General features: G+C 72.8%; 19 protein-coding genes. 5 read left to right on the plus strand and 14 right to left on the minus strand.

What is annotated here, in order from left to right:
- Nucleotides 1-12 precede the first annotated feature (12 nt).
- On the minus strand, nucleotides 13-2,538 hold the full coding sequence (locus ACGFZN_RS35180; protein WP_393862529.1) for an ATP-dependent Clp protease ATP-binding subunit: 2,526 nt from the start codon (nucleotides 2,536-2,538) through the stop codon (nucleotides 13-15).
- A 430-nt stretch (nucleotides 2,539-2,968) separates the two neighbouring features.
- Between ACGFZN_RS35180 and ACGFZN_RS35185 the strand changes: the two genes are divergently transcribed.
- Nucleotides 2,969-3,619 (plus strand): SCO3374 family protein, encoded by a 651-nt coding sequence (locus ACGFZN_RS35185; protein WP_393862530.1) that lies wholly within the window; start codon nucleotides 2,969-2,971, stop codon nucleotides 3,617-3,619.
- On the opposite strand, the gene ACGFZN_RS35190 is transcribed toward ACGFZN_RS35185, so the two are convergent.
- The 10 genes from ACGFZN_RS35190 to ACGFZN_RS35235 all read right to left on the minus strand — a co-directional run bounded on the left by ACGFZN_RS35190 (nucleotide 3,598) and on the right by ACGFZN_RS35235 (nucleotide 11,867).
- Nucleotides 3,598-3,933 (minus strand): Lsr2 family protein, encoded by a 336-nt coding sequence (locus tag ACGFZN_RS35190; RefSeq protein WP_059251614.1) that lies wholly within the window; start codon nucleotides 3,931-3,933, stop codon nucleotides 3,598-3,600. The genes ACGFZN_RS35185 and ACGFZN_RS35190 overlap by 22 nt on opposite strands.
- A 214-nt stretch (nucleotides 3,934-4,147) precedes the next feature.
- The gene (locus ACGFZN_RS35195) at nucleotides 4,148-4,681 is read right to left on the minus strand and encodes an amino-acid N-acetyltransferase (protein ID WP_393862531.1); all 534 of its coding nucleotides are present in this window, start codon (nucleotides 4,679-4,681) and stop codon (nucleotides 4,148-4,150) included.
- Between the two features lie 9 nt (nucleotides 4,682-4,690).
- Nucleotides 4,691-5,107 carry a BlaI/MecI/CopY family transcriptional regulator gene (locus ACGFZN_RS35200; RefSeq protein WP_393862607.1) on the minus strand — a complete coding sequence of 139 codons (417 nt, stop codon included), beginning with the start codon at nucleotides 5,105-5,107 and terminating at the stop codon, nucleotides 4,691-4,693.
- Nucleotides 5,108-5,281: 174 nt separating this feature from the next.
- Nucleotides 5,282-5,458: a hypothetical protein gene (locus ACGFZN_RS35205; RefSeq protein ID WP_393862532.1), complete on the minus strand. Its 177-nt coding sequence runs from the start codon at nucleotides 5,456-5,458 to the stop codon at nucleotides 5,282-5,284.
- Between the two features lie 138 nt (nucleotides 5,459-5,596).
- Entirely contained in the window at nucleotides 5,597-6,274 is a 678-nt protein-coding gene (locus ACGFZN_RS35210) for a hypothetical protein (protein ID WP_393862608.1), read from the minus strand.
- Nucleotides 6,275-6,404: 130 nt separating this feature from the next.
- Nucleotides 6,405-7,202, minus strand: a complete 798-nt coding sequence (locus tag ACGFZN_RS35215; protein ID WP_330338577.1) for a type III pantothenate kinase — start codon at nucleotides 7,200-7,202, stop codon at nucleotides 6,405-6,407.
- 5 nt (nucleotides 7,203-7,207) lie between these two features.
- Nucleotides 7,208-8,185, minus strand: coding sequence for a carboxylating nicotinate-nucleotide diphosphorylase (gene nadC, locus ACGFZN_RS35220; RefSeq protein ID WP_393862533.1), 978 nt, complete (start codon nucleotides 8,183-8,185; stop codon nucleotides 7,208-7,210).
- 27 nt (nucleotides 8,186-8,212) lie between these two features.
- Complete coding sequence (locus tag ACGFZN_RS35225; RefSeq protein ID WP_393862534.1) at nucleotides 8,213-9,910, minus strand: L-aspartate oxidase; 1,698 nt, start codon at nucleotides 9,908-9,910, stop codon at nucleotides 8,213-8,215.
- Nucleotides 9,907-10,908: a pantoate--beta-alanine ligase gene (gene panC / locus ACGFZN_RS35230; protein ID WP_393862535.1), complete on the minus strand. Its 1,002-nt coding sequence runs from the start codon at nucleotides 10,906-10,908 to the stop codon at nucleotides 9,907-9,909. Before panC ends, ACGFZN_RS35225 begins: the two co-directional genes overlap by 4 nt.
- Complete coding sequence (locus ACGFZN_RS35235; protein ID WP_393862536.1) at nucleotides 10,905-11,867, minus strand: Rossmann-like and DUF2520 domain-containing protein; 963 nt, start codon at nucleotides 11,865-11,867, stop codon at nucleotides 10,905-10,907. The genes panC and ACGFZN_RS35235 overlap by 4 nt, the downstream gene beginning before the upstream one ends.
- A 276-nt stretch (nucleotides 11,868-12,143) precedes the next feature.
- Here ACGFZN_RS35235 and ACGFZN_RS35240 point away from each other — a divergent pair, with 276 nt between their 5' ends.
- On the plus strand, nucleotides 12,144-13,265 hold the full coding sequence (locus ACGFZN_RS35240) for a threonine aldolase family protein (protein WP_393862609.1): 1,122 nt from the start codon (nucleotides 12,144-12,146) through the stop codon (nucleotides 13,263-13,265).
- Between the two features lie 22 nt (nucleotides 13,266-13,287).
- On the opposite strand, the gene ACGFZN_RS35245 is transcribed toward ACGFZN_RS35240, so the two are convergent.
- Both ACGFZN_RS35245 and ACGFZN_RS35250 read right to left on the minus strand, forming a co-directional pair.
- On the minus strand, nucleotides 13,288-13,959 hold the full coding sequence (locus ACGFZN_RS35245) for a response regulator (RefSeq protein WP_393862537.1): 672 nt from the start codon (nucleotides 13,957-13,959) through the stop codon (nucleotides 13,288-13,290).
- 81 nt (nucleotides 13,960-14,040) lie between these two features.
- The gene (locus tag ACGFZN_RS35250) at nucleotides 14,041-15,246 is read right to left on the minus strand and encodes a sensor histidine kinase (RefSeq protein ID WP_393862538.1); all 1,206 of its coding nucleotides are present in this window, start codon (nucleotides 15,244-15,246) and stop codon (nucleotides 14,041-14,043) included.
- A gap of 118 nt (nucleotides 15,247-15,364) precedes the next feature.
- Here ACGFZN_RS35250 and ACGFZN_RS35255 point away from each other — a divergent pair, with 118 nt between their 5' ends.
- Nucleotides 15,365-16,552, plus strand: coding sequence for an SAM-dependent methyltransferase (locus ACGFZN_RS35255; RefSeq protein ID WP_393862539.1), 1,188 nt, complete (start codon nucleotides 15,365-15,367; stop codon nucleotides 16,550-16,552).
- Between the two features lie 46 nt (nucleotides 16,553-16,598).
- Here the strand turns inward: ACGFZN_RS35255 and ACGFZN_RS35260 are convergent, their stop codons facing one another.
- Nucleotides 16,599-17,750, minus strand: coding sequence for an NADH-quinone oxidoreductase subunit D (locus ACGFZN_RS35260; RefSeq protein WP_393862540.1), 1,152 nt, complete (start codon nucleotides 17,748-17,750; stop codon nucleotides 16,599-16,601).
- A 31-nt stretch (nucleotides 17,751-17,781) separates the two neighbouring features.
- Here ACGFZN_RS35260 and ACGFZN_RS35265 point away from each other — a divergent pair, with 31 nt between their 5' ends.
- Nucleotides 17,782-18,285: a PH domain-containing protein gene (locus ACGFZN_RS35265; protein ID WP_393862541.1), complete on the plus strand. Its 504-nt coding sequence runs from the start codon at nucleotides 17,782-17,784 to the stop codon at nucleotides 18,283-18,285.
- 86 nt (nucleotides 18,286-18,371) lie between these two features.
- Nucleotides 18,372-19,655 (plus strand): PH domain-containing protein, encoded by a 1,284-nt coding sequence (locus tag ACGFZN_RS35270; protein ID WP_393862610.1) that lies wholly within the window; start codon nucleotides 18,372-18,374, stop codon nucleotides 19,653-19,655.
- Nucleotides 19,656-19,700: the final 45 nt, after the last annotated feature.

Raw genomic sequence — 19,700 nt, forward strand, 5'->3', positions numbered from 1 at the left:
CCGGCCGGAGGCTTACGCCTCCTTGCTCAGGTTCGGACCGGCGCCGCCGGCCGCCTGCTCGATCGGCGGGACGTCGGGCAGCGCCGACTTCTCCTCACCGCGGAAGGTGAACTTCTGGGCCTCGCCCTCACCTTCCGTGTCCACGACCACGATGTGGCCGGGGCGCAGCTCGCCGAAGAGGATCTTCTCCGAGAGCGTGTCCTCGACCTCGCGCTGGATCGTGCGGCGCAGCGGCCGGGCGCCCAGCACCGGGTCGTAACCCTTCTTGGCCAGCAGCTCCTTGGCGGACTGGGAGAGCTCGATGCCCATGTCCCGGTCCTTCAGGCGCTCGTCCACCTTGCTGATCATCAGGTCGACGATCCGCAGGATGTCCTCCTGCGTCAGCTGCGGGAAGACCACCACGTCGTCGACGCGGTTGAGGAACTCGGGGCGGAAGTGCTGCTTGAGCTCGTCCGACACCTTGTTCTTCATGCGCTCGTAGTTGGTCTTCGTGTCACCCGCGGCGGCGAAGCCGAGGTTGAAGCCCTTGGAGATGTCCCGGGTGCCGAGGTTGGTCGTCATGATGATGACCGTGTTCTTGAAGTCCACGACCCGGCCCTGGGAGTCGGTCAGGCGACCGTCCTCCAGGATCTGCAGCAGCGAGTTGAAGATGTCCGGGTGGGCCTTCTCCACCTCGTCGAACAGCACGACGGAGAACGGCTTGCGGCGCACCTTCTCGGTCAGCTGGCCGCCCTCCTCGTAGCCCACGTAACCGGGGGGCGAACCGAAGAGACGCGAGACCGTGTGCTTCTCGCTGAACTCCGACATGTCGAGGGAGATCAGCGCGTCCTCGTCACCGAAGAGGAACTCGGCGAGCGCCTTGGACAGCTCGGTCTTACCGACACCGGACGGGCCGGCGAAGATGAACGAACCACCCGGACGCTTCGGGTCCTTCAGGCCCGCGCGCGTACGGCGGATCGCCTTCGACAGCGCCTTGACGGCGTCGTTCTGGCCGATGACCCGCTTGTGCAGCTCCTCCTCCATGCGGAGCAGGCGGCTGGACTCCTCCTCGGTCAGCTTGAAGACCGGGATGCCGGTGGCCGTGGCGAGGACCTCGGCGATCAGCTCGCCGTCGACCTCGGCGACGACGTCCATGTCGCCGGCCTTCCACTCCTTCTCCCGCTTGGCCTTGGCGGCCAGGAGCTGCTTCTCCTTGTCGCGCAGGGAGGCGGCCTTCTCGAAGTCCTGCGAGTCGATCGCGGACTCCTTGTCCCGGCGGACGGCGGCGATCTTCTCGTCGAACTCGCGCAGGTCCGGCGGAGCGGTCATCCGGCGGATGCGCATCCGCGAGCCCGCCTCGTCGATCAGGTCGATCGCCTTGTCCGGCAGGAAGCGGTCGGAGATGTAGCGGTCGGCCAGGGTGGCCGCCTGGACCAGGGCCTCGTCCGTGATGGAGACGCGGTGGTGCGCCTCGTAGCGGTCGCGCAGGCCCTTGAGGATCTCGATCGTGTGCGGCAGGGACGGCTCGGCGACCTGGATGGGCTGGAAGCGGCGCTCCAGGGCCGCGTCCTTCTCCAGGTGCTTGCGGTACTCGTCCAGGGTGGTCGCACCGATGGTCTGCAGCTCGCCGCGGGCCAGCATCGGCTTCAAGATGGAGGCCGCGTCGATGGCGCCCTCGGCAGCACCCGCACCGACCAGCGTGTGCAGCTCGTCGATGAACAGGATGATGTCGCCGCGGGTGCGGATCTCCTTGAGCACCTTCTTCAGGCGCTCCTCGAAGTCACCGCGGTAGCGGGAGCCGGCGACCAGGGCGCCGAGGTCCAGCGTGTAGAGGTGCTTGTCCTTCAGCGTCTCGGGCACCTCGCCCTTGACGATGGCCTGGGCGAGGCCCTCGACGACGGCGGTCTTGCCGACGCCGGGCTCACCGATCAGCACCGGGTTGTTCTTGGTACGGCGGGACAGCACCTGCATGACCCGCTCGATCTCCTTCTCGCGCCCGATGACCGGGTCGAGCTTGGACTCACGGGCGGCCTGGGTGAGGTTCCGGCCGAACTGGTCCAGGACGAGAGAGGTCGAGGGGGTGCCCTCGGCCGGGCCGCCGGCGGTGGCGGTCTCCTTGCCCTGGTAGCCGGAGAGCAGCTGGATGACCTGCTGCCGCACCCGGTTGAGGTCTGCGCCCAGCTTGACGAGGACCTGGGCGGCGACGCCCTCGCCCTCGCGGATCAGGCCGAGCAGGATGTGCTCCGTGCCGATGTAGTTGTGGCCCAGCTGAAGAGCCTCTCGGAGCGACAGCTCCAGGACCTTCTTGGCACGGGGGGTGAAGGGGATGTGCCCGGACGGGGCCTGCTGGCCCTGGCCGATGATCTCCTCCACCTGCTGGCGGACCGCCTCAAGCGAAATGCCGAGGCTCTCCAGGGCCTTAGCGGCGACACCTTCACCCTCGTGGATGAGACCCAGGAGGATGTGCTCGGTGCCGATGTAGTTGTGGTTGAGCATCCGGGCTTCTTCCTGAGCCAGGACGACAACCCGCCGCGCGCGGTCGGTGAACCTCTCGAACATCGTTAATCGCTCCTCAGAGCGGTCAGGCAGTGGGGGGAACTTCCCCTCCCTGTCCTTCCGCAGCTTAGTCCCGCAAGCGGGGACCGCTCATTCCAACTGCCGACACCGTCGATGGCCTCCTGACCGTGTGCGCCGACATCTGCTCCAACCCGATGGTGCGAGACGATGTTCCCGCAGGCCAGGCAGTTACCCCACTCGCCACTACGCCGATGGCGAACGTGAGACGGCCTCTCCCGCGCGTCGCCCCCTCCCACTAGGCATGTCTTACCCGCAGCCACTGACACTCCATGCGGCGCGCACCGGTTCCCTCCGCTATGGGCGAACAACCTTGCGCCTCCCCGTACCCCCGCGCGCCCCCGTTTTCGCCACGGTGAGCAATCAACGAGGCACCCAGCGTAACCCGGTGGCCGATTCGGCGGTTGCACTTGGCATGGCCCGCTCGGTCCCCACAGCCTCAACGGTCCCCCTTCCCCGGCGCCCTCTCGATCCGGACGCCGCGGGCGCCCGCGCTCTCGCCGCCGGCCCCCGGGCCCGGGCCCGGCACTGGTACGAGAACGAACTGGGCTGGGCGACGGTGCCCGGACGGCCGCTGCGGCTGGTCACGGGGGTGCGGTTCGACGTGCTTGACGTGCCGGCCGAGGCGGGCGCGCAGGCGCTCCGGCATCTCGCGCCGGCCTCTCCGGTGGCCCTCCAGGGCGACCGGATGCGGCTGCTGGTGGCCCCGGGCAGCGCGGAGGAGCTGCCGGGCCTGCTGGACTGGCTGGAGTGGAGCGCCGTCACCCTCGATCTGCGGGCCCTGGGCGAGGGCGGGGCGATCGAGGCGCCGGCCCCGCCGGGAGCCGCTCTCCACTGGGCCGAAACCTCGCAGGGGGCCGCCGTGTGGTTGCGGCCCCCTGGGGCTGGAGGCGAGGTCGAGGCCTCGCTGCCGGCGCTGCCGGCCATGGGGCGCGGACAGCGCGCCCCCGATCTCGTACGGCTGCTGGACACGGTGGCAGCGCAGTGCCACCGGATCCGGCTGCGGCGCCCGCGCACCGGGCCGCCGGCCGCCTGCCGGCGGGATCAGCCGTTGGCCTTCTCGTAGGCCTCGCGAATGGACGCGGGAACACGACCGCGGTCGTTGACCTCGTAACCGTTCTCCTTCGCCCAGGCGCGGATCGCCGCGGTGTCCTGGTTGCCACCGGAAGCGGCACGGGCCTTTCCACGCCCGCCCGACGCCCGGCCACCGGTACGACGACCGCCCTTCACATAGGGGTCGAGAAGGCTGCGCAGCTTGTCCGCATTGGCGGTCGTGAGATCGATCTCGTACGTCTTGCCGTCCAGCGCGAACGTCACGGTCTCGTCCGCCTCGCCGCCGTCGAGGTCGTCGACAAGAAGGACCTGAACCTTCTGTGCCACCGGATTTCCTTTCATCGATAACGTTGAGGGCAAGGGGGTGTGCGGCGTCCGCCGTTTCGCCGCCCCTGTTATATGCAGTACTGCAGTACGTCGGAAAGCAAACCGCTTTTGCCGGAAAAACACAAACCCCTGGGAGAGCACCGGTAGAGGACCGGCAGGCCGCTCCTGCCCGGAAACATGCGCGTTTCGGACATAGGCCACCGGGCAATGACGATCACAGATGCAGAAGCATCCGGCTGTTGCCCAAGGTGTTCGGTTTCACTCGTTCGAGACCCAGGAACTCCGCGACGCCCTCGTCATAGGAACGCAACAGCTCCGTGTACACATCGGTGTCGACCGGTGTCTCCCCGATCTCCACGAAGCCGTGCTTGCCGAAGAAGTCCACTTCGAAGGTCAGGCAGAAAACGCGGCGAACACCGAGCCAGCGCGCGGTCTGCAGCAGCTTCTCCAGCAACCGGTGGCCGACGCCGGCGCCCTTGAGGCCGGGCTTCACCGCGAGAGTGCGGACTTCCGCGAGGTCCTCCCACATGACGTGCAGCGCGCCGCAGCCGACCACCTCGGCGTTGTCGTCGCGTTCCGCGACCCAGAACTCCTGGATGTCCTCGTAAAGCGTGACCGTGGCTTTGTCGAGCAGGATGCCGTCGCGGACGTAGGCGTCGAGGAGGCGGCGTACGGCCGGGACGTCGCCGGTCCGGGCACGCCGGACGGTGATGGCCCTCGCGGTGACTTCGGGACGCTCTGCAGACATGGACGGACGCTATCGCCCGTCGGTGCCCTGCGCCGAGTCGGGGTTCTCTTCACCGGGCTCGGGGTTCTCCCGGTCGCGATCGCGGATGGCATCCGCGATTTCCGGTCCCTGAACGATGCGTACGGCGTCCCTGAGGGCCTGACGCTGTTCCTCGCTCATCATCCCGAAGAAGGCGACGAGAGCGGCGGCCGGGTTGTCGCTCTGCGACCAGGCGTCGTTCATGAGGGCGGCGGCGTAGGCGGCTCGCGTCGAGACGGCCTCATATCGATAGGCGCGCCCTTCCGCCTCGCGACGCACCCAGCCCTTCTGATGGAGATTGTCCAAAACGGTCATCACGGTGGTGTACGCGATGGAGCGTTCCTGCTGGAGGTCTTCCAGGACTTCTCGAACGGTCACCGGGCGGTTCCACTTCCACACCCGCGTCATGACCGCGTCTTCGAGTTCTCCCAATGGGCGAGGCACAACTCAGAACAATAGTGGGAGAACCGGTCCATGGCGTGCCGGACGTGCCTCGATCCCGTGAATGAGAACAAAAAGGGCGCACGGCTCGAGGGCGCGCCGAGGCGCCGGGAGCCGTACGCGGACGAGGGGGGTGAGGGATCAGGCGTCGCGGGCGGAGGCCTGCCGCGCGTTCTCCGCGCGCGCGAGGGCGGCGTCGACGGCCGCGTCCTCCTTGGCCTTGGCGGCCCCGCCCTGGGTCTTCACGATCACCCTGACCACACCGATGAAGAACACGGCCATCACGACCGGGGGCACGAGCGCGGAGACGTAGTCCATGCCCACCAGAGTAGCCACGCCGCACCGGGCGAAAGGTCACGGGGTGCGCAAACCCCGCACGCGGGCGCCACCCCCGCCGGGGCCGCCCGCACCCGGCGACGATGCCCGCACAGCTGGCGGGTGGGAACCCGGTGCCGGTCAGCCCGCCGCCAGCTGGCGGGGTTCGGCGGCGGGGGCCGCCGGAGGCGTGGGCTTGCGGCGCGGGAAGACCTCGCCCGGCGTCGGAATGGGCCGCTTCGGCGCCGCCGGCTCCGCGCCGGGCCGCTCCCCGGGCGCCGGCGCGGGCTTCGGCGCCGGCTGCTTCTGCGGAGGCCTCTGGGCCGGCTTCTGCGGCTCTCCGGCCTGTTCGGCCGCCTGCCGGACCCCGGGCACTCCTCCGCCGCCGGGAAGGGCCGTCAGGCGGGTCCTGGAGGGCGGTACGGCGGGCGCCGGGACCTTGCGCGCGCCCTGCGCGAACCGGGCACGCACGTCCTGCTCGGCCAGCGCCTGGCAGCGGTCCAGCAGCGCGGCCGCCGCCGGGTTCCCGCGCAGCGCCCGCAGCGCCGCGAGATCGTCCGGCGTCGGCCGGTGTCCGGCCGAAAGCGCCTCCTCCAGGAGGGCGAGATAGCCGGTCACGGTGCCCGGCAGGGCGGCCCGGTACCGGCCGAGGTCGGCCACCAGGAAGGCGCGCAGTCTCGCTCCCTCGCGCATCGCCTCGTCGAGCGCCTCGGCGAGCCGGAAGCAGTCCTGCACGTCCTCGGCGGACGTCTGGCCGGGGTGAAGGGCGAGGGCGAGGGCGCGGCGGAGCACATGGAGCTCCTCCACGCCGAACGCCATGCCGCCGCGGGATCCGTATGGCGTGGGCATGCGGCGACGCTACCGCTAATCGGACAAAAGTGACGAACCTGGCATATTGGTTCGCCGCGTGTCGCTCCCGGTTCCCCCGACCGGGGTCATGCCGGTCGCCTCAGAGCCGGGCCACGTTGCGCTCGTACACCAGCCGCAGCCCGATCAGCGTCAGCCAGGGCTGGTGCTCGTCGATCACCGAGGACTCCCCCAGCACCATCGGCGCGAGCCCGCCCGTCGCGATCACCCGCACGTCGTCCGGGTCGTCGGCCAGCTCCCGCGCCATCCGGCTGACGACCCCGTCGACCTGCCCGGCGAAGCCGTACACGATGCCGGCCTGCATGGCCTCGACGGTGTTCTTGCCGATCACGCTGCGCGGCCGGGCCACCTCGATCTTCCGCAGCTGCGCGCCCTTGACGCCGAGCGCCTCGACGGAGATCTCGATGCCGGGCGCGATCACCCCGCCGACGTACTCCCCGCGCGCGGAGACCGCGTCGAACGTGGTCGCCGTACCGAAGTCCACGACGATCGCCGGGCCGCCGTACAGCTCGACGGCGGCGACCGCGTTGATGATCCGGTCCGCGCCGACCTCCTTGGGGTTGTCGGTGAGGATCGGCACGCCCGTCTTCACGCCCGGCTCGACCAGCACGGCGGGCACGTCGCCGTAGTAGCGCCGGGTGACCTCGCGCAGCTCGTGCAGCACCGACGGAACGGTCGCGCAGATCGCGATGCCGTCGATGCCGTCGCCCAGCTCGTCGCCGAGCAGCGGGTGCATGCCCATCAGGCCCTGGAGCAGCACCGCCAGCTCGTCCGCCGTACGGCGGGCGTCCGTGGAGATGCGCCAGTGCTCGACGATGTCCTCGCCGTCGAACAGGCCGAGGACGGTGTGGGTGTTGCCGACGTCGATCGTGAGGAGCATGGCCGTTACTCCGCCTCGCGCAGGTCGAGGCCGATGTCCAGGATCGGCGCGGAGTGGGTGAGCGCGCCGACCGCCAGGAAGTCCACGCCCGTGTCCGCGTAGACACGCGCGGTGTCGAGCGTGAGCCGGCCGGAGGCCTCCAGCAGGGCCCGGCCGCGCACGATCCCGACGGCCTCCGCGCACTCGTCGGGCGTGAAGTTGTCCAGCAGGATCAGGTCCGCGCCGGCTTCGACGACCTCCCGCAGCTGGTGCAGGGTGTCGACCTCGACCTCGATCGGGATGTCCGGGAAGTTCTCCCGTACGGCCTTGAAGGCCTGCGCGACGCCGCCGGCCGCGATCACGTGGTTGTCCTTGACCAGGGCCGCGTCGGACAGCGACATGCGGTGGTTGACGCCGCCGCCGCAGCGGACGGCGAACTTCTCCAGCGAGCGCAGGCCCGGGGTCGTCTTGCGGGTGTCCCGCACGCGGGTCCTGGTGCCCTCCAGCGCGTCCGCCCACGCGCGCGTGGCGGTCGCGATGCCGGACAGGCGGCACAGGATGTTCAGGGCGCTGCGCTCGGCGGTCAGCAGGTCGCGCGTGCGCGTGGTGACCGACAGCAGCTTCTGCCCGGCCTCGATCCGGTCGCCGTCCTCGACGTGCCGCTCGACCTCGAACTCGTCCGTGCACACCACGGAGAGCACGGCCTCGGCGACGCGCAGACCGGCCACGACACCGCCCTCGCGCGCGGTGAAGTCGCCGGTGGCGACGGCGTCCTCGGGGATGGTGGAGACGGTCGTCACGTCCACGCCGCCGTCCAGGTCCTCCTGGATGGCCACGTTGGCGATGTCCTCGACCTCCACGGGGTCGAGCCCGGCGGCGGCCAGCAGCTCGGCGAGCGCGGGGTCGAGCCCGCTCTCCAGGTACTCCTCGTCGCCCTCGGCGCCGCAGGCGCAGCCGTCGCCGCAGCCGCCGGTCGAGGCGAGGGGAAGGTCGTCGGTGCTCACGTTCGTCACTGCTCCTGGGCGCTGGTGTTACCGGGTCGGGGGGAAGTCTGCGGTGTCGGTGGTGTGCACGGCCAGCGACCGGTCGGGGTTCAGCCGTACGACGATGTGCCGCCGCCAGTGGGTGTCGTCGCGCTCGGCGCGGTCCGCGCGCCAGTGGCAGCCGCGGGTCTCATCGCGCATCCGCGCGGCGGCGACCAGGACCCGCGCGACGCACAGGAGGTTGGTGGCCTCCCAGGTGTCGACGCCCGGCTCGGCGGTCTTGCCGTTCTCGTCCAGGGCGTCACGGGCCTCGCCGTGCAGCCGCTGGAGCTGTTCGGCGGCCCTGGCCAGGGACTCCTCGGAGCGCAGCACGCCGGCGCCCTCGGTCATGATCCGCTGGATGGCGAACCGCGCCTCGGGGGCGAGCAGCGGGTGCGCGGGCCTGCCGGGCTCCGGGACCGGCTGGGGCACGCGCGCGTGGAGGCCGTTCTCCGCTCGGGTCCGAGCGATGTCTGCGGCGATCCGCTCGGCGTAGACGAGCCCCTCGAGGAGGCTGTTGGAGGCGAGCCGGTTGGCGCCGTGCACGCCGGTGCAGGCGACCTCGCCGCACGCGTACAAACCCGGCACGGTGGTGCGGCCGCGGGCGTCGGTGCGCACGCCGCCGGAGGCGTGGTGGGCGGCCGGGGCGATCGGGATGGGCTCGGTGACCGGGTCGATGCCGTTGGCACGGCAGGCGGCCAGGATCGTCGGGAAGCGGTGCTGCCACATCTCGGCGCCGAAGTGCCGGGCGTCGAGGTACATGTGCTCGGCGCCCTGCTCCAGCATCCGCCGCATGATGCCCTTGGCCACGATGTCCCGGGGCGCCAGCTCGGCCAGCTCGTGCTGCCCGGCCATGAAGCGCACGCCGTCGGCGTCGACCAGGTGGGCGCCCTCGCCGCGCACCGCCTCGGAGACCAGCGGCTGCTGGCCCTCCGCGTCCGCGCCGAGGAACAGCACGGTCGGATGGAACTGGACGAACTCCAGGTCGGAGACCTCGGCGCCCGCGCGCAGCGCCAGCGCCACGCCGTCACCGGTGGACACCGACGGGTTGGTGGTCGCGGAGAACACCTGGCCCATGCCGCCGGTGGCGAGGACGACCGCGGGGGCGTGCACGGCGCCCACGCCGTCGTGCTGGCCCTCGCCCATCACGTGCAGCGTGACACCGGCCGTACGGCCCTCGGCGTCGGTCAGCAGGTCCAGCACGAGCGCGTTCTCGATCGTGCGCACCCCACGCGCCTGGACGGCCTCCACGAGGGCGCGGGAGACCTCCGCGCCGGTCGCGTCGCCGCCCGCGTGCGCGATGCGCCGCCGGTGGTGGCCGCCCTCGCGGGTGAGCTGGATGTCGCCCTCGTCGTCGGTGTCGAAGTGGGCGCCGGTGGAGATCAGCCGCCGTACGGCGTCGGGGCCCTCGGTGACGAGGGTCCGCACCGCCTCCTCGTCGCACAGGCCCGCGCCGGCCACGAGGGTGTCCTGAAGGTGCTGCTCGGGCGTGTCGCCCTCGCCGAGGGCGGCCGCGATGCCGCCCTGCGCCCAGCGGGTGGAGCCGTCGTCCAGGCGGGCCTTGGTGACGACCACGGTGCTCAGGCCCGCGGCCTCGCAGCGCAGGGCCGCGGTCAGGCCGGCCACTCCGGAGCCGACGACGACCACGTCCGCGGAGATGGCCCAGCCGGGGGCGGGCGCGTGCAGTCGTATGCCTGTGCTGGTCACGAGGCGGCTCCGAGGGTTCCGAAGGTGAGGGGGAGGTTGTCGATCAGCCGGGTCGTGCCGACCCGCGCGGCGACGGCCAGGACGGCCTCGCCGGTGAAGTCGTCGCCGATCTCGGTGAAGTCGGACGGGTCGACGAGGGCGAGGTAGTCCAGTTCGAGCGGCGGGACGAAGCGCGCGGCCTCGTCCAGCACCTGGCGGGCGGCGGCGCGGACGGCGGCCGGACCGCCGGGGGACGCCGTGGCGACCGCGTGGGCGTCGGCGGCGGCACGGGACTCCCCGAGGGCGCTCAGCGCCTCGGCACGCGCCTGTGTGGAGGGCACTTCGCGGGCACGCGCGCGCAGCGCCTCCTGCGCGGCGTGCCGGTCGCGGCCCGCGAACAGCGCGCGGGACAGCGCGAGCGCGGTGGTGCGCTCGGCCGGCGAGAGGTAGCGGTTGCGGCTGGACAGGGCGAGCCCGTCCTCCTCGCGCACGGTCGGTACGGCGACGATCTCGACGCCGAAGTTCAGGTCCCGCACCATGCGCCGGATCAGGGCCAGTTGCTGGGCGTCCTTCTGGCCGTACAGGGCCGCGTCGGGACGGGTGAGGTGCAGCAGCTTGGCGACGACGGTGAGCATGCCGTCGAAGTGGCCGGGCCGCGAGGCGCCCTCCAGGCGTTCGCCCATGGGTCCGGCGCTGATGCGGACCCGGGGGGCGCCGCCGGGGTAGACCTCGTCCACGGAGGGCGCGAACACCACGTCCGCTCCGGCCTGTTCGGCGATCTTCACATCGGCGTCGAGGGTACGCGGGTAGCGGTCCAGGTCCTCGCCCGCGCCGAACTGCAGCGGGTTGACGAAGACGGTGACGACGACCTCGCCGTCCGCTCCCGCGATCCCGCGTGCGGTGCGGATCAGGGTGGCGTGGCCCTCGTGCAGGGCGCCCATGGTCATCACGACGGCGCGGCGGCCCCGGCGCACTCGCGCGTGCAGTTCGTCGGCGGTGCTCAGCAGGGCGGTGGTCATCGGTCGTTCCCCTCGGTGCCGGTGGTGCCCGGGCCGGTGCCGCCATTCGGGCCGGCGGCCCCGTCGGCCAGCACGCCGAGCAGGTCCTCGGCGAGTTCGGGCTTGAGCAGGCCGTGCGCGAGCGCCCGGTCGGCGGTCGCGCGGGCCATCGCCACATAGCCGGCGACGGTCTGCGGGGCGTGCGCGCGCAGCTCGGTGATGTGCGCGGCGACCGTGCCGGCGTCCCCGCGCGCGACGGGGCCGGTGAGCGCCGCGTCGCCGGAGCGCAGCGCGTTGTCGAGGGCGGCGCCGAGCAGCGGGCCGAGCATCCGGTCGGGGGCCTCGACGCCCGCGGTGCGCAGCAGCTCCATCGACTGGGCGACCAGGGTCACCAGGTGGTTCGCGCCGAGGGCGAGCGCCGCATGGTACAGCGGGCGGTTCTCCTCGCTGATCCACTCCGGCTCGCCGCCCATCTCGATGACGAGCGCCTGGGCGGCCAGCCGCAGCTCCTCGGGCGCGGTGACGCCGAAGGAGCAGCCGGCCAGGCGCTGCACGTCCACCGGGGTGCCGGTGAAGGTCATCGCGGGGTGCAGGGCCATCGGCAGCGCGCCCGCGCGCAGGGCCGGGTCGAGGACCTTGGCGCCGTACCGGCCGGAGGTGTGCACGAGCAGCTGCCCGGCCCGCACCGCACCGGTCTCGGCGAGTCCGGAGACCAGTCCGGGCAGGACGTCGTCGGGGACGGTGAGCAGCACCAGGTCGGCGCGGTCGAGGACCTCGGCGGGCGGCACCAGCGGCACGTCCGGGAGCATGGTCTCGGCGCGCCGCCGGGAGGCGTCGGAGACGCCGGAGACGGCCACGGGGCGGTGTCCGGCGAGCTGGAGGGACGCGGCGAGCGCGGGACCCACGCGGCCGGCGCCGACGACGCCGACGGTGAGCCGCGCGGGGCGGTCCCTGAGGTCTTGCTGGTGGACTGTACTCACGCGACGGCGGCCTTCCCGTTCCAGTCCGCTCTGGGTACCGGACGATTTCTCGTCATGTTAACGCTATCTCGGTCCGGAGCCGACCCGTCGTCCACAGGCTGTGGGTTACGCCACGCCCCGCAGGCCCGGGCGAGCGGTGCGGCAGCGCGTCCGCGCGGGGAAATTCGGCTGTCCGTCCGGGCCGCCGCACGGCATGATCCGCACATGACCGATGAAGCGCGACCGGACGCAGAGCAGCGGGACCAGCGGCAGGCGGAGCAGTCTCCGAGGGAGGCGATGCGGGCGCGGCGCCGGGCCGCCGTCGCGAAGGCGGAGCGCGTGCTGGCGCGGCAGGGCGCCGGGCGCACGATCCGGGAGCGGCTGGCGGACCTCCAGCAGGTGGCGCCCGAGGTGTACGACCTGGACCAGCCCGCGGACATCTACGGCAACGGCATCGTGGCGGACCTGGAGGAGCGGGTCGCGTCCCTGCTCGGCACGGAGGCGGCCGCGTTCTTCCCGACCGGCACGATGGCCCAGCAGGTGGCGCTGCGCTGCTGGGCGGGCCGCACCGGCGACCGCGCGGTGGCCCTGCACGCCCTGGCCCACCCGGAGGTGCACGAACGGCACGCCTTCAGCGAGGTCAGCGGGTTGCGCCCGGTGCGGGTGACCAGTGAGCCGCGGCTGCCGACCGCCGCCGAGATACGCGACTTCGACGAGCCCTTCGGGGCGCTGATGCTGGAACTGCCCCTGCGGGACGCCGGTTTCGTGCTGCCCGCCTGGGAGGAGCTGACCGAGGTCGTCGAGGCGGCGCGGGAGCGCGACGCGGTGGTGCACTTCGACGGCGCGCGCCTGTGGGAGAGCACGGTCCATTTCGGCCGCACGCTCGCGGAGATCGCCGACCTCGCCGACAGCGTCTACGTGTCGTTCTACAAGTCCCTCGACGGCTTCGGCGGCGCCGCGCTGGCCGGCCCGAAGACGCTGGTGGAGGAGGCGAAGACCTGGCGGCACCGGTACGGCGGCATGGTCTTCCAGCAGTTCCCGACGGTGCTGTCGGCGCTCGCCGGCCTGGAGCGGGAGCTGCCCCGGCTGCCGGACTACGTGCGGCACGCGCGCGTGGTCGCCGCCGCGCTGCGCGAGGGTTTCGCCGCGGCCGGCCTGCCGTGGGCCCGCGTGCACCCCGAGGAACCCCACACCCACGACTTCCAGGTCTGGCTGCCGTACGACCCCGACGTCCTCATGGAGGCGGCGGTGCGCCAGGCCGAGGAGACGGGGGTCTGCCTCTTCGCCGGACCCTGGGACCGTGGCGGCCCCGGCCTGTCCTTCACGGAGGTCGCCGTGCGCTCCGAGGGCCTTCGGTGGACGGCGGACGACGTGCGGACGGCCGTCGCCGGCTTCGTCACGCGCCTTCCGGCGGGGTGACCGGCGGGCCCGGCTCCCGGGCTCAGCCGTGGCCGCCCGCCCGCACCAGGCCGGTCTCGTAGGCCAGCACCACCACCTGGACCCGGTCGCGCAGGCCGAGCTTGGTGAGGATGCGGCCGACGTGGGTCTTCACCGTCGCCTCGCTCAGCACCAGCCGGGCCGCGATCTCGCCGTTGGACAGGCCCTGCGCGACCAGCACCATCACCTCGCGCTCGCGGTCGGTGAGCCGGTCCAGCTCCCTGGCCTGCGGCTCCTTGCCGGTGGAGGGCAGCATCGGGGCGAAGCGGTCCAGCAGGCGCCGGGTGGTGGACGGCGCCACCACCGCGTCGCCGCTGTGCACCGCGCGGATCGCCGCCAGCAGATCACCGGGCGGCACGTCCTTGAGCATGAACCCGGAGGCGCCCGCCTTCAGCCCGGAGAACGCGTACTCGTCCAGGTCGAAGGTGGTAAGGATCAGCACCTTCGGCGGGTCGGCCGCGGCGCAGATCCGCCGGGTGGCCTCCACGCCGTCCAGCTTCGGCATGCGGACGTCCATCAGGACGACGTCGACGGGCGTGGACTCCAGCACCCGCAGGGCCTCGACGCCGTCGCCCGCCTCCGCGACGACCTCCATGTCCGGCTGGGCGGCGAGCACCATCCGGAACCCGGTGCGCAGCAGCACCTGGTCGTCGACGAGCATCACGCGGATCGTCATCGGGCCTCTTTCGGTCGGTGAGGGGTGTGTCGTGGCGTCGGGCGGGGCGTGACAGGTGTCAGTCGAGGGCGTGCGGCTGTGTCAGTGCGCCGGTTTGAGCGGGAGCAGGGCGCTGATGCGGAATCCTCCGCCGGGCCGCGGTCCGGCGTCCAGGGTGCCGCCCACCATGCCGACCCGCTCGCGCATGCCGATCAGGCCGTGCCCCCGGCCGTCGGCGCCGCCCTCCTCGTACAGCTCGTGCGGGGCGCCCTTGCCGTCGTCCTCGACGAGCAGGCCGAGCCCGTCGTCGAAGTAGACCAGCCGCACGCTCGCGCCCGCGTTGGGACCGCCGTGCTTGCGGGTGTTGGTGAGCGCCTCCTGCACGATCCGGTACGCGGTCAGCTCCACGCCGCTCGGCAGCGGACGCGGGGTGCCCTCGACCTTGAAGTCGACCGGGAGGCCGGCGTTGCGGCACTGCTCGACGAGGTCGTCGATCTGCTCGACGTCCGGCTGGGGGACGTACTCCCCGCCCTCCTGGTGCTCCCCGGTGCGCAGCACGCCCAGCAGGCGGCGCATCTCGGCGAGCGCCTGGCGGCCGGTGGAGGAGATCGTCTCCAGCGCCTTCCTGGCCTGGTCGGGGGCGGCGTCCAGGACGTACGCGGCACCGTCGGCCTGCACCACCATCACCGACACGTTGTGTGCGACCACATCGTGCAACTCGCGCGCTATGCGGGCGCGTTCGGCGGCCACCGCCACCTTCGACTGCGCCTCGCGCTCCTTCTCCAGGCGGGCCGCGCGCTCCTCCAGCTGGGCGAAGTAGGCGCGCCGGGTGCGCATGGAGTCGCCGAGCACCCAGGCGAGCGCGAACGGCACCGTCTGGAAGGCGACGATGGCGATCCGCCCGAGGAAGCCCGCGTGCTCGGCCGGCCAGCGCAGCTGGGCGAAGGCCGCCGCGCACAGGCTGACGACGAGCGCGAGCCGGGATGCCCAGCGCGCACCGACCGCCGCCACCGTGTAGGTGATCACCAGCATCGCGAAGTCGGCGACGGTCGTCTCGACGTCCAGCACCAGCTGGACCAGCCCGGTCGCCAGGGCGACCAGCAGCATCGGCTCCGGGAAACGGCGGCGCAGCGCCACGACGACGCACAGCACGAACGACACGGCCATCCCGGCGGCGACCGACATGTGATGACCGGGCGCCCCGCTCAGATTGACCACGCTCACACCGGACAGCCCGAACAGGGCGACGGCCCAGAAGGTGTCGACCCACGTCGGGTGGCGGCGGAGGAAGTCATAGAGGCGCTGCACGTAACCCAGCGTAGGCAAACCAGATGCGTGCAGGGGTCAACCGGAGGGCCGATCCGCGTCCGGCGCGCGTACTCCGCAAGGTGGAGGAGGTGATCATCTGTGCGCCTAGTCTGGTGCGGTGACGGATGGGACGGCGGGGGAAACGGAACGGCGCGCCCGCGAGGGCGCCGCACCGCACGGCTGGCGCGCGGCGGCCGAGGCGGCGCTGTACGGCCCCGGCGGCTTCTACCGCCGTCCGGAGGGCCCGGCCGGCCACTTCCGTACGTCCGTGCACGCCTCCCCGCTGTTCGCGCGGGCCGTGGCCCGGCTGCTGTGCCGGGTCGACGAGGCGCTGGGCCGGCCGGCCGCGCTGGACTTCGTCGACATGGGCGCGGGGCGCGGCGAACTGGTGACCGGGGTGCTGGCCGCCCTGCCGGCGGACGTGGCCGCACGCGCGCGTGCGTACGCCGTCGAACGCGCCGGCCGCCCTGCCGGTCTCGACGACCGCGTCACCTGGCTGGACGCTCCCCCGGCCGCCGTCACCGGCCTGCTGTTCGCCAACGAGTGGCTGGACAACGTGCCCGTGGACGTCGTCGAGGTCGACCCCGTGGGCGTGCCCAGGCTGGTGCTGGTCGCCGACGACGGCAGCGAGCGGCTCGGGGAGCCGGTGACCGGCGCGGACGCCGACTGGCTCGCCCGGTGGTGGCCGCTGCCGCCCGAGGAAGGGCTGCGCGCGGAGATCGGGCTGCCCCGCGACCTGGCGTGGGCGTCGGCGGTGCACCGGGTGGTGCGCGGCCTCGCGGTCGCCGTGGACTACGCCCACACGGCCGACGCGCGCCCCCCGTTCGGCACCCTCGCCGGCTTCCGCGCCGGCCGCGAGACACCACCGGTGCCCGACGGATCATGCGACATCACGGCCCACGTCGCCCTGGACGCCTGCGCAACGGCTCCCATGGCCCAGGCGCCCTCGGGCACGCCGGGCACGCGCCCGGGCGGGGCGCACGCGCCTTCGCGAACGCCGGGCACCCCCTCGGGCGGAGCGCAGACGCCCTCTGGCACGCAGGGCACAGCTCCGGGCGGGGCGCACGTTCCCTCCGGGCCGGTGTGCGCTCTGCCTGCCGCGCGCCTGCTCACGCAGCGCGCCGCGCTGCGTGCTCTCGGCATCACCGGCGCACGCCCCCCGCTCGCGTTGGCCTCCACGGACCCCGCGTCCTACGTGCGCGCCCTCGCGGGCGCCGGGGAGGCCGCAGAACTCACCGCCCCGGGCGGGCTCGGCGACTTCGCCTGGCTGGTCCAGCCGGTCGGTATCGCCGACCCGCTCGCCTGAGCCCTCCGCCCCTCATCGGCCCTGCGCAGCCGCAGGAATTCGCCCCCTACTTGTCGATGTCGCCGACCACGAAGAACATCGAGCCCAGGATCGCCACCATGTCCGCCACCAGCGTCCCCGGCAGCAGCTCGGTCAGCGCCTGGATGTTGTTGTAGGAGGCCGAGCGCAGCTTCAGCCGGTACGGCGTCTTCTCGCCCTTGCTGACCAGGTAGTAGCCGTTGATGCCGAGCGGGTTCTCGGTCCACGCGTACGTGTGCCCCTCGGGTGCCTTCAGCACCTTCGGCAACCGCTGGTTGATCGGGCCGGGCGGCAGCTCGGGGATCCGGTCCAGGCAGGCGTCCGCGAGGTCGAGCGCGTTGTGGGTCTGCTCCAGCAGCACCTCGAAACGGGCGAGGCAGTCCCCCTCGACACGGGTGGCGACCTTCAGGGTGCCCCCGAGGTCGCCGTACGCCAGGTACGGCTCGTCGCGGCGCAGGTCGAAGTCCACGCCCGAGGCGCGCGCGATGGGCCCGCTGACCCCGTACGCGTGCACGGTCTCCGGCGCGAGCACCCCCACCCCGCCCGTGCGGCCGCGGAAGATCTCGTTGCCGAGGACCAGGTGGTCGAAGACGTCCATGCGCGAGCGCACGTCGGCGACGGCGGCACGCGCGCGTGCGGCCCATCCGGCCGGCAGGTCCTCCTTGAGGCCGCCGACCCGGTTGAACATGTAGTGCATGCGCCCGCCGGAGACCTCCTCCATGACGTTCTGGAGCACCTCGCGCTCCCGGAACGCGTAGAACACCGGCGTGATCCCGCCCAGCTCCAGCGGGTAGGAGCCGAGGAACATCAGGTGGTTCAGGACCCGGTTCAGCTCTGCCAGCAGCGTGCGCGTCCACACCGCCCGCTCGGGCACCTCCATGCCGAGCATCCGCTCCACGGCGAGGACCACGCCCAGTTCGTTGGAGAACGCCGACAGCCAGTCGTGGCGGTTGGCCAGCACGATGATCTGGCGGTAGTCGCGCGCCTCGAAGAGCTTCTCCGCCCCGCGGTGCATATAGCCGATCACCGGCTCCGCGTGCACGATGCGCTCCCCGTCCAGCACCAGCCTGAGCCGCAGCACACCGTGCGTGGACGGATGCTGAGGCCCGATGTTGAGCACCATGTCGGTGCTTTCCGCGGCGCCGCCGATTCCGACCGTGGTCTCCGTCGTAGGAGTCATGGCCCCAGTTTCCCCTACGTACGCTGGCCCCATGGAGACGGGGAGCCTTGACGAGACCGGTATACCGGGGGCCGAGCCGGTGTGGCGGGGCCTGGAGCCCGCTCTGCTGCGGATGCGGCTGATGCTCGTGCTGGTCTGGGCGGCGGGGCTGGCCCTCGCCACCGGGCTGGTCCTGGGGCTGGCCGTGGGGCCCGCGTGGGCGGCGTTCGCGCTGGTGCCGGCGGCCGGCGGCGCAGGGGGCCGGCGGCTGGTGCGGCGGAACTGGCGCTCGTGGCGGTACGCCGAGCGCGCGGACGACCTGCTGATCAGCCGCGGTGTCCTGTGGCGCGAGGAGACGGTGGTGCCGTACGGGCGGATGCAGCTGGTGGAGGTCACCTCCGGGCCCGTCGAGCGACGCTTCGGGCTGGCCACCGTGCAGCTGCACACGGCGGCCGCCGCGACCGACGCCACCATCCCCGGCCTGGACCCGGCCGAGGCGGAACGGCTGCGCGACCGGCTCACCGAGCTGGGCGAGGCACGTTCGGCGGGCCTGTGACCACCCCGGACCGCGGCGACGCGGCGGACACCGCGCCCGCGTACCCCGCGGACGCCGCACACGCCTGTCCCTCGGACCGCGCGGCCGTGACGGAGCGGCGGCTGCACCCCGTCACGCCCTTCCGGCGGGCGTGGGCGCCGGTCGCCGTGCTCGCCGGATGGGCGGTGCACGACCCGGACGCGACGCAGGCGCAGCTGACGCGGCTGACCACCACCGCGCTGCTGCTCGGCCTCGCGGTGCTGGTGCCCGCGGCCGGCCTCTACGGCTTCCTGTCCTGGTGGTTCACGCACTTCGCGGTCACCGACACCGAACTGCGCATCCGCACGGGCCTGTTGTTCCGGCGCACCGCGCACATCCGGCTGGAGCGCATCCAGGCCGTGGACGTCTCCCGTCCCCTCCTCGCGCGCGTGGCGGGCGTCGCCAAACTGCGGATCGACGTCGTCGGCGCCGACGACAAGGACGAACTGGCCTTCCTCGGCGAGCAGGAGGCCCGCGCGCTGCGCGCGGAACTGCTCGCGCGCGCGGCGGGCTTCGCGCCCGAGACGGCGCGTGACGTCGGCGAGGCACCGGCGCACGTACTGCTGCGCGTGCCCCCGCGCGCGCTGGCGCTGTCCCTGGTGCTGACGGGCGCCACCTGGTTCTCGCTGTGCGCCGCGCTCGTCGTGCCGGCCGTGCTGTGGCTCATCACCCACAGCCTGTGGACGGTTCTCGCGACCGCCCTGCCGCTGTTCGGCGCGGCCGGCGCCCGCAGCGCGGGACGGTTCGCCGCCGAGTTCGACTGGACGGTGAGCGAGTCGCCGGACGGGCTGCGCATCGACCGGGGGCTGCTGGACCGTACGCACGAGACGGTGCCGCCCGGCCGGGTGCAGACCGTGCGGCTGGTGGAGCCGCTGCTGTGGCGGCGGCTCGGCTGGGTGCGGGTGGAACTGGACGTGGCCGGGTCCGCGAACCCGGTGCTGGTGCCGGTCGCGCCCGGCCCGGTCGCGGAGTCGGTCCTCACGCGCGTGCTGCCGGGCGTGACGGTGCCTCAGGAGCTGTCGGGGCCGCCCCGGCGGGCCCGCTGGTGCCTGCCGGTGTGGTGGCGCGGGCACCGCCTCGCGGTCACCGGCTCCGTGTTCGCCGCCCGGCACGGCCTGCTGCGGCGCCGGCTGGCGCTGGTTCCGCACGCCAAGGTGCAGAGCGTACGGCTGACCCAGGGGCCCTGGCGGCGGCTGTGGCGGCTCGCCGAGGTCCATGTGGACACGGGGGCCGGCAGGACCGTCACGGCCGGGCTGCGGGACGCCGAGGAGGCCGTACGGCTGCTGCACGCCCAGGCGGAGCGGTCCCGCACGGGCCGCCGCGACGCCCGCCCCGACCGCTGGATGACCTGAGGCCCGGCTTCCGCGCGGGAAGCCGGGCCTCGTGCATCCGTCTGA

Origin of the sequence: Streptomyces sp. NPDC048192 (assembly GCF_043202415.1) — a bacterium.
Classification (GTDB): Bacteria; Actinomycetota; Actinomycetes; order Streptomycetales; family Streptomycetaceae; genus Streptomyces.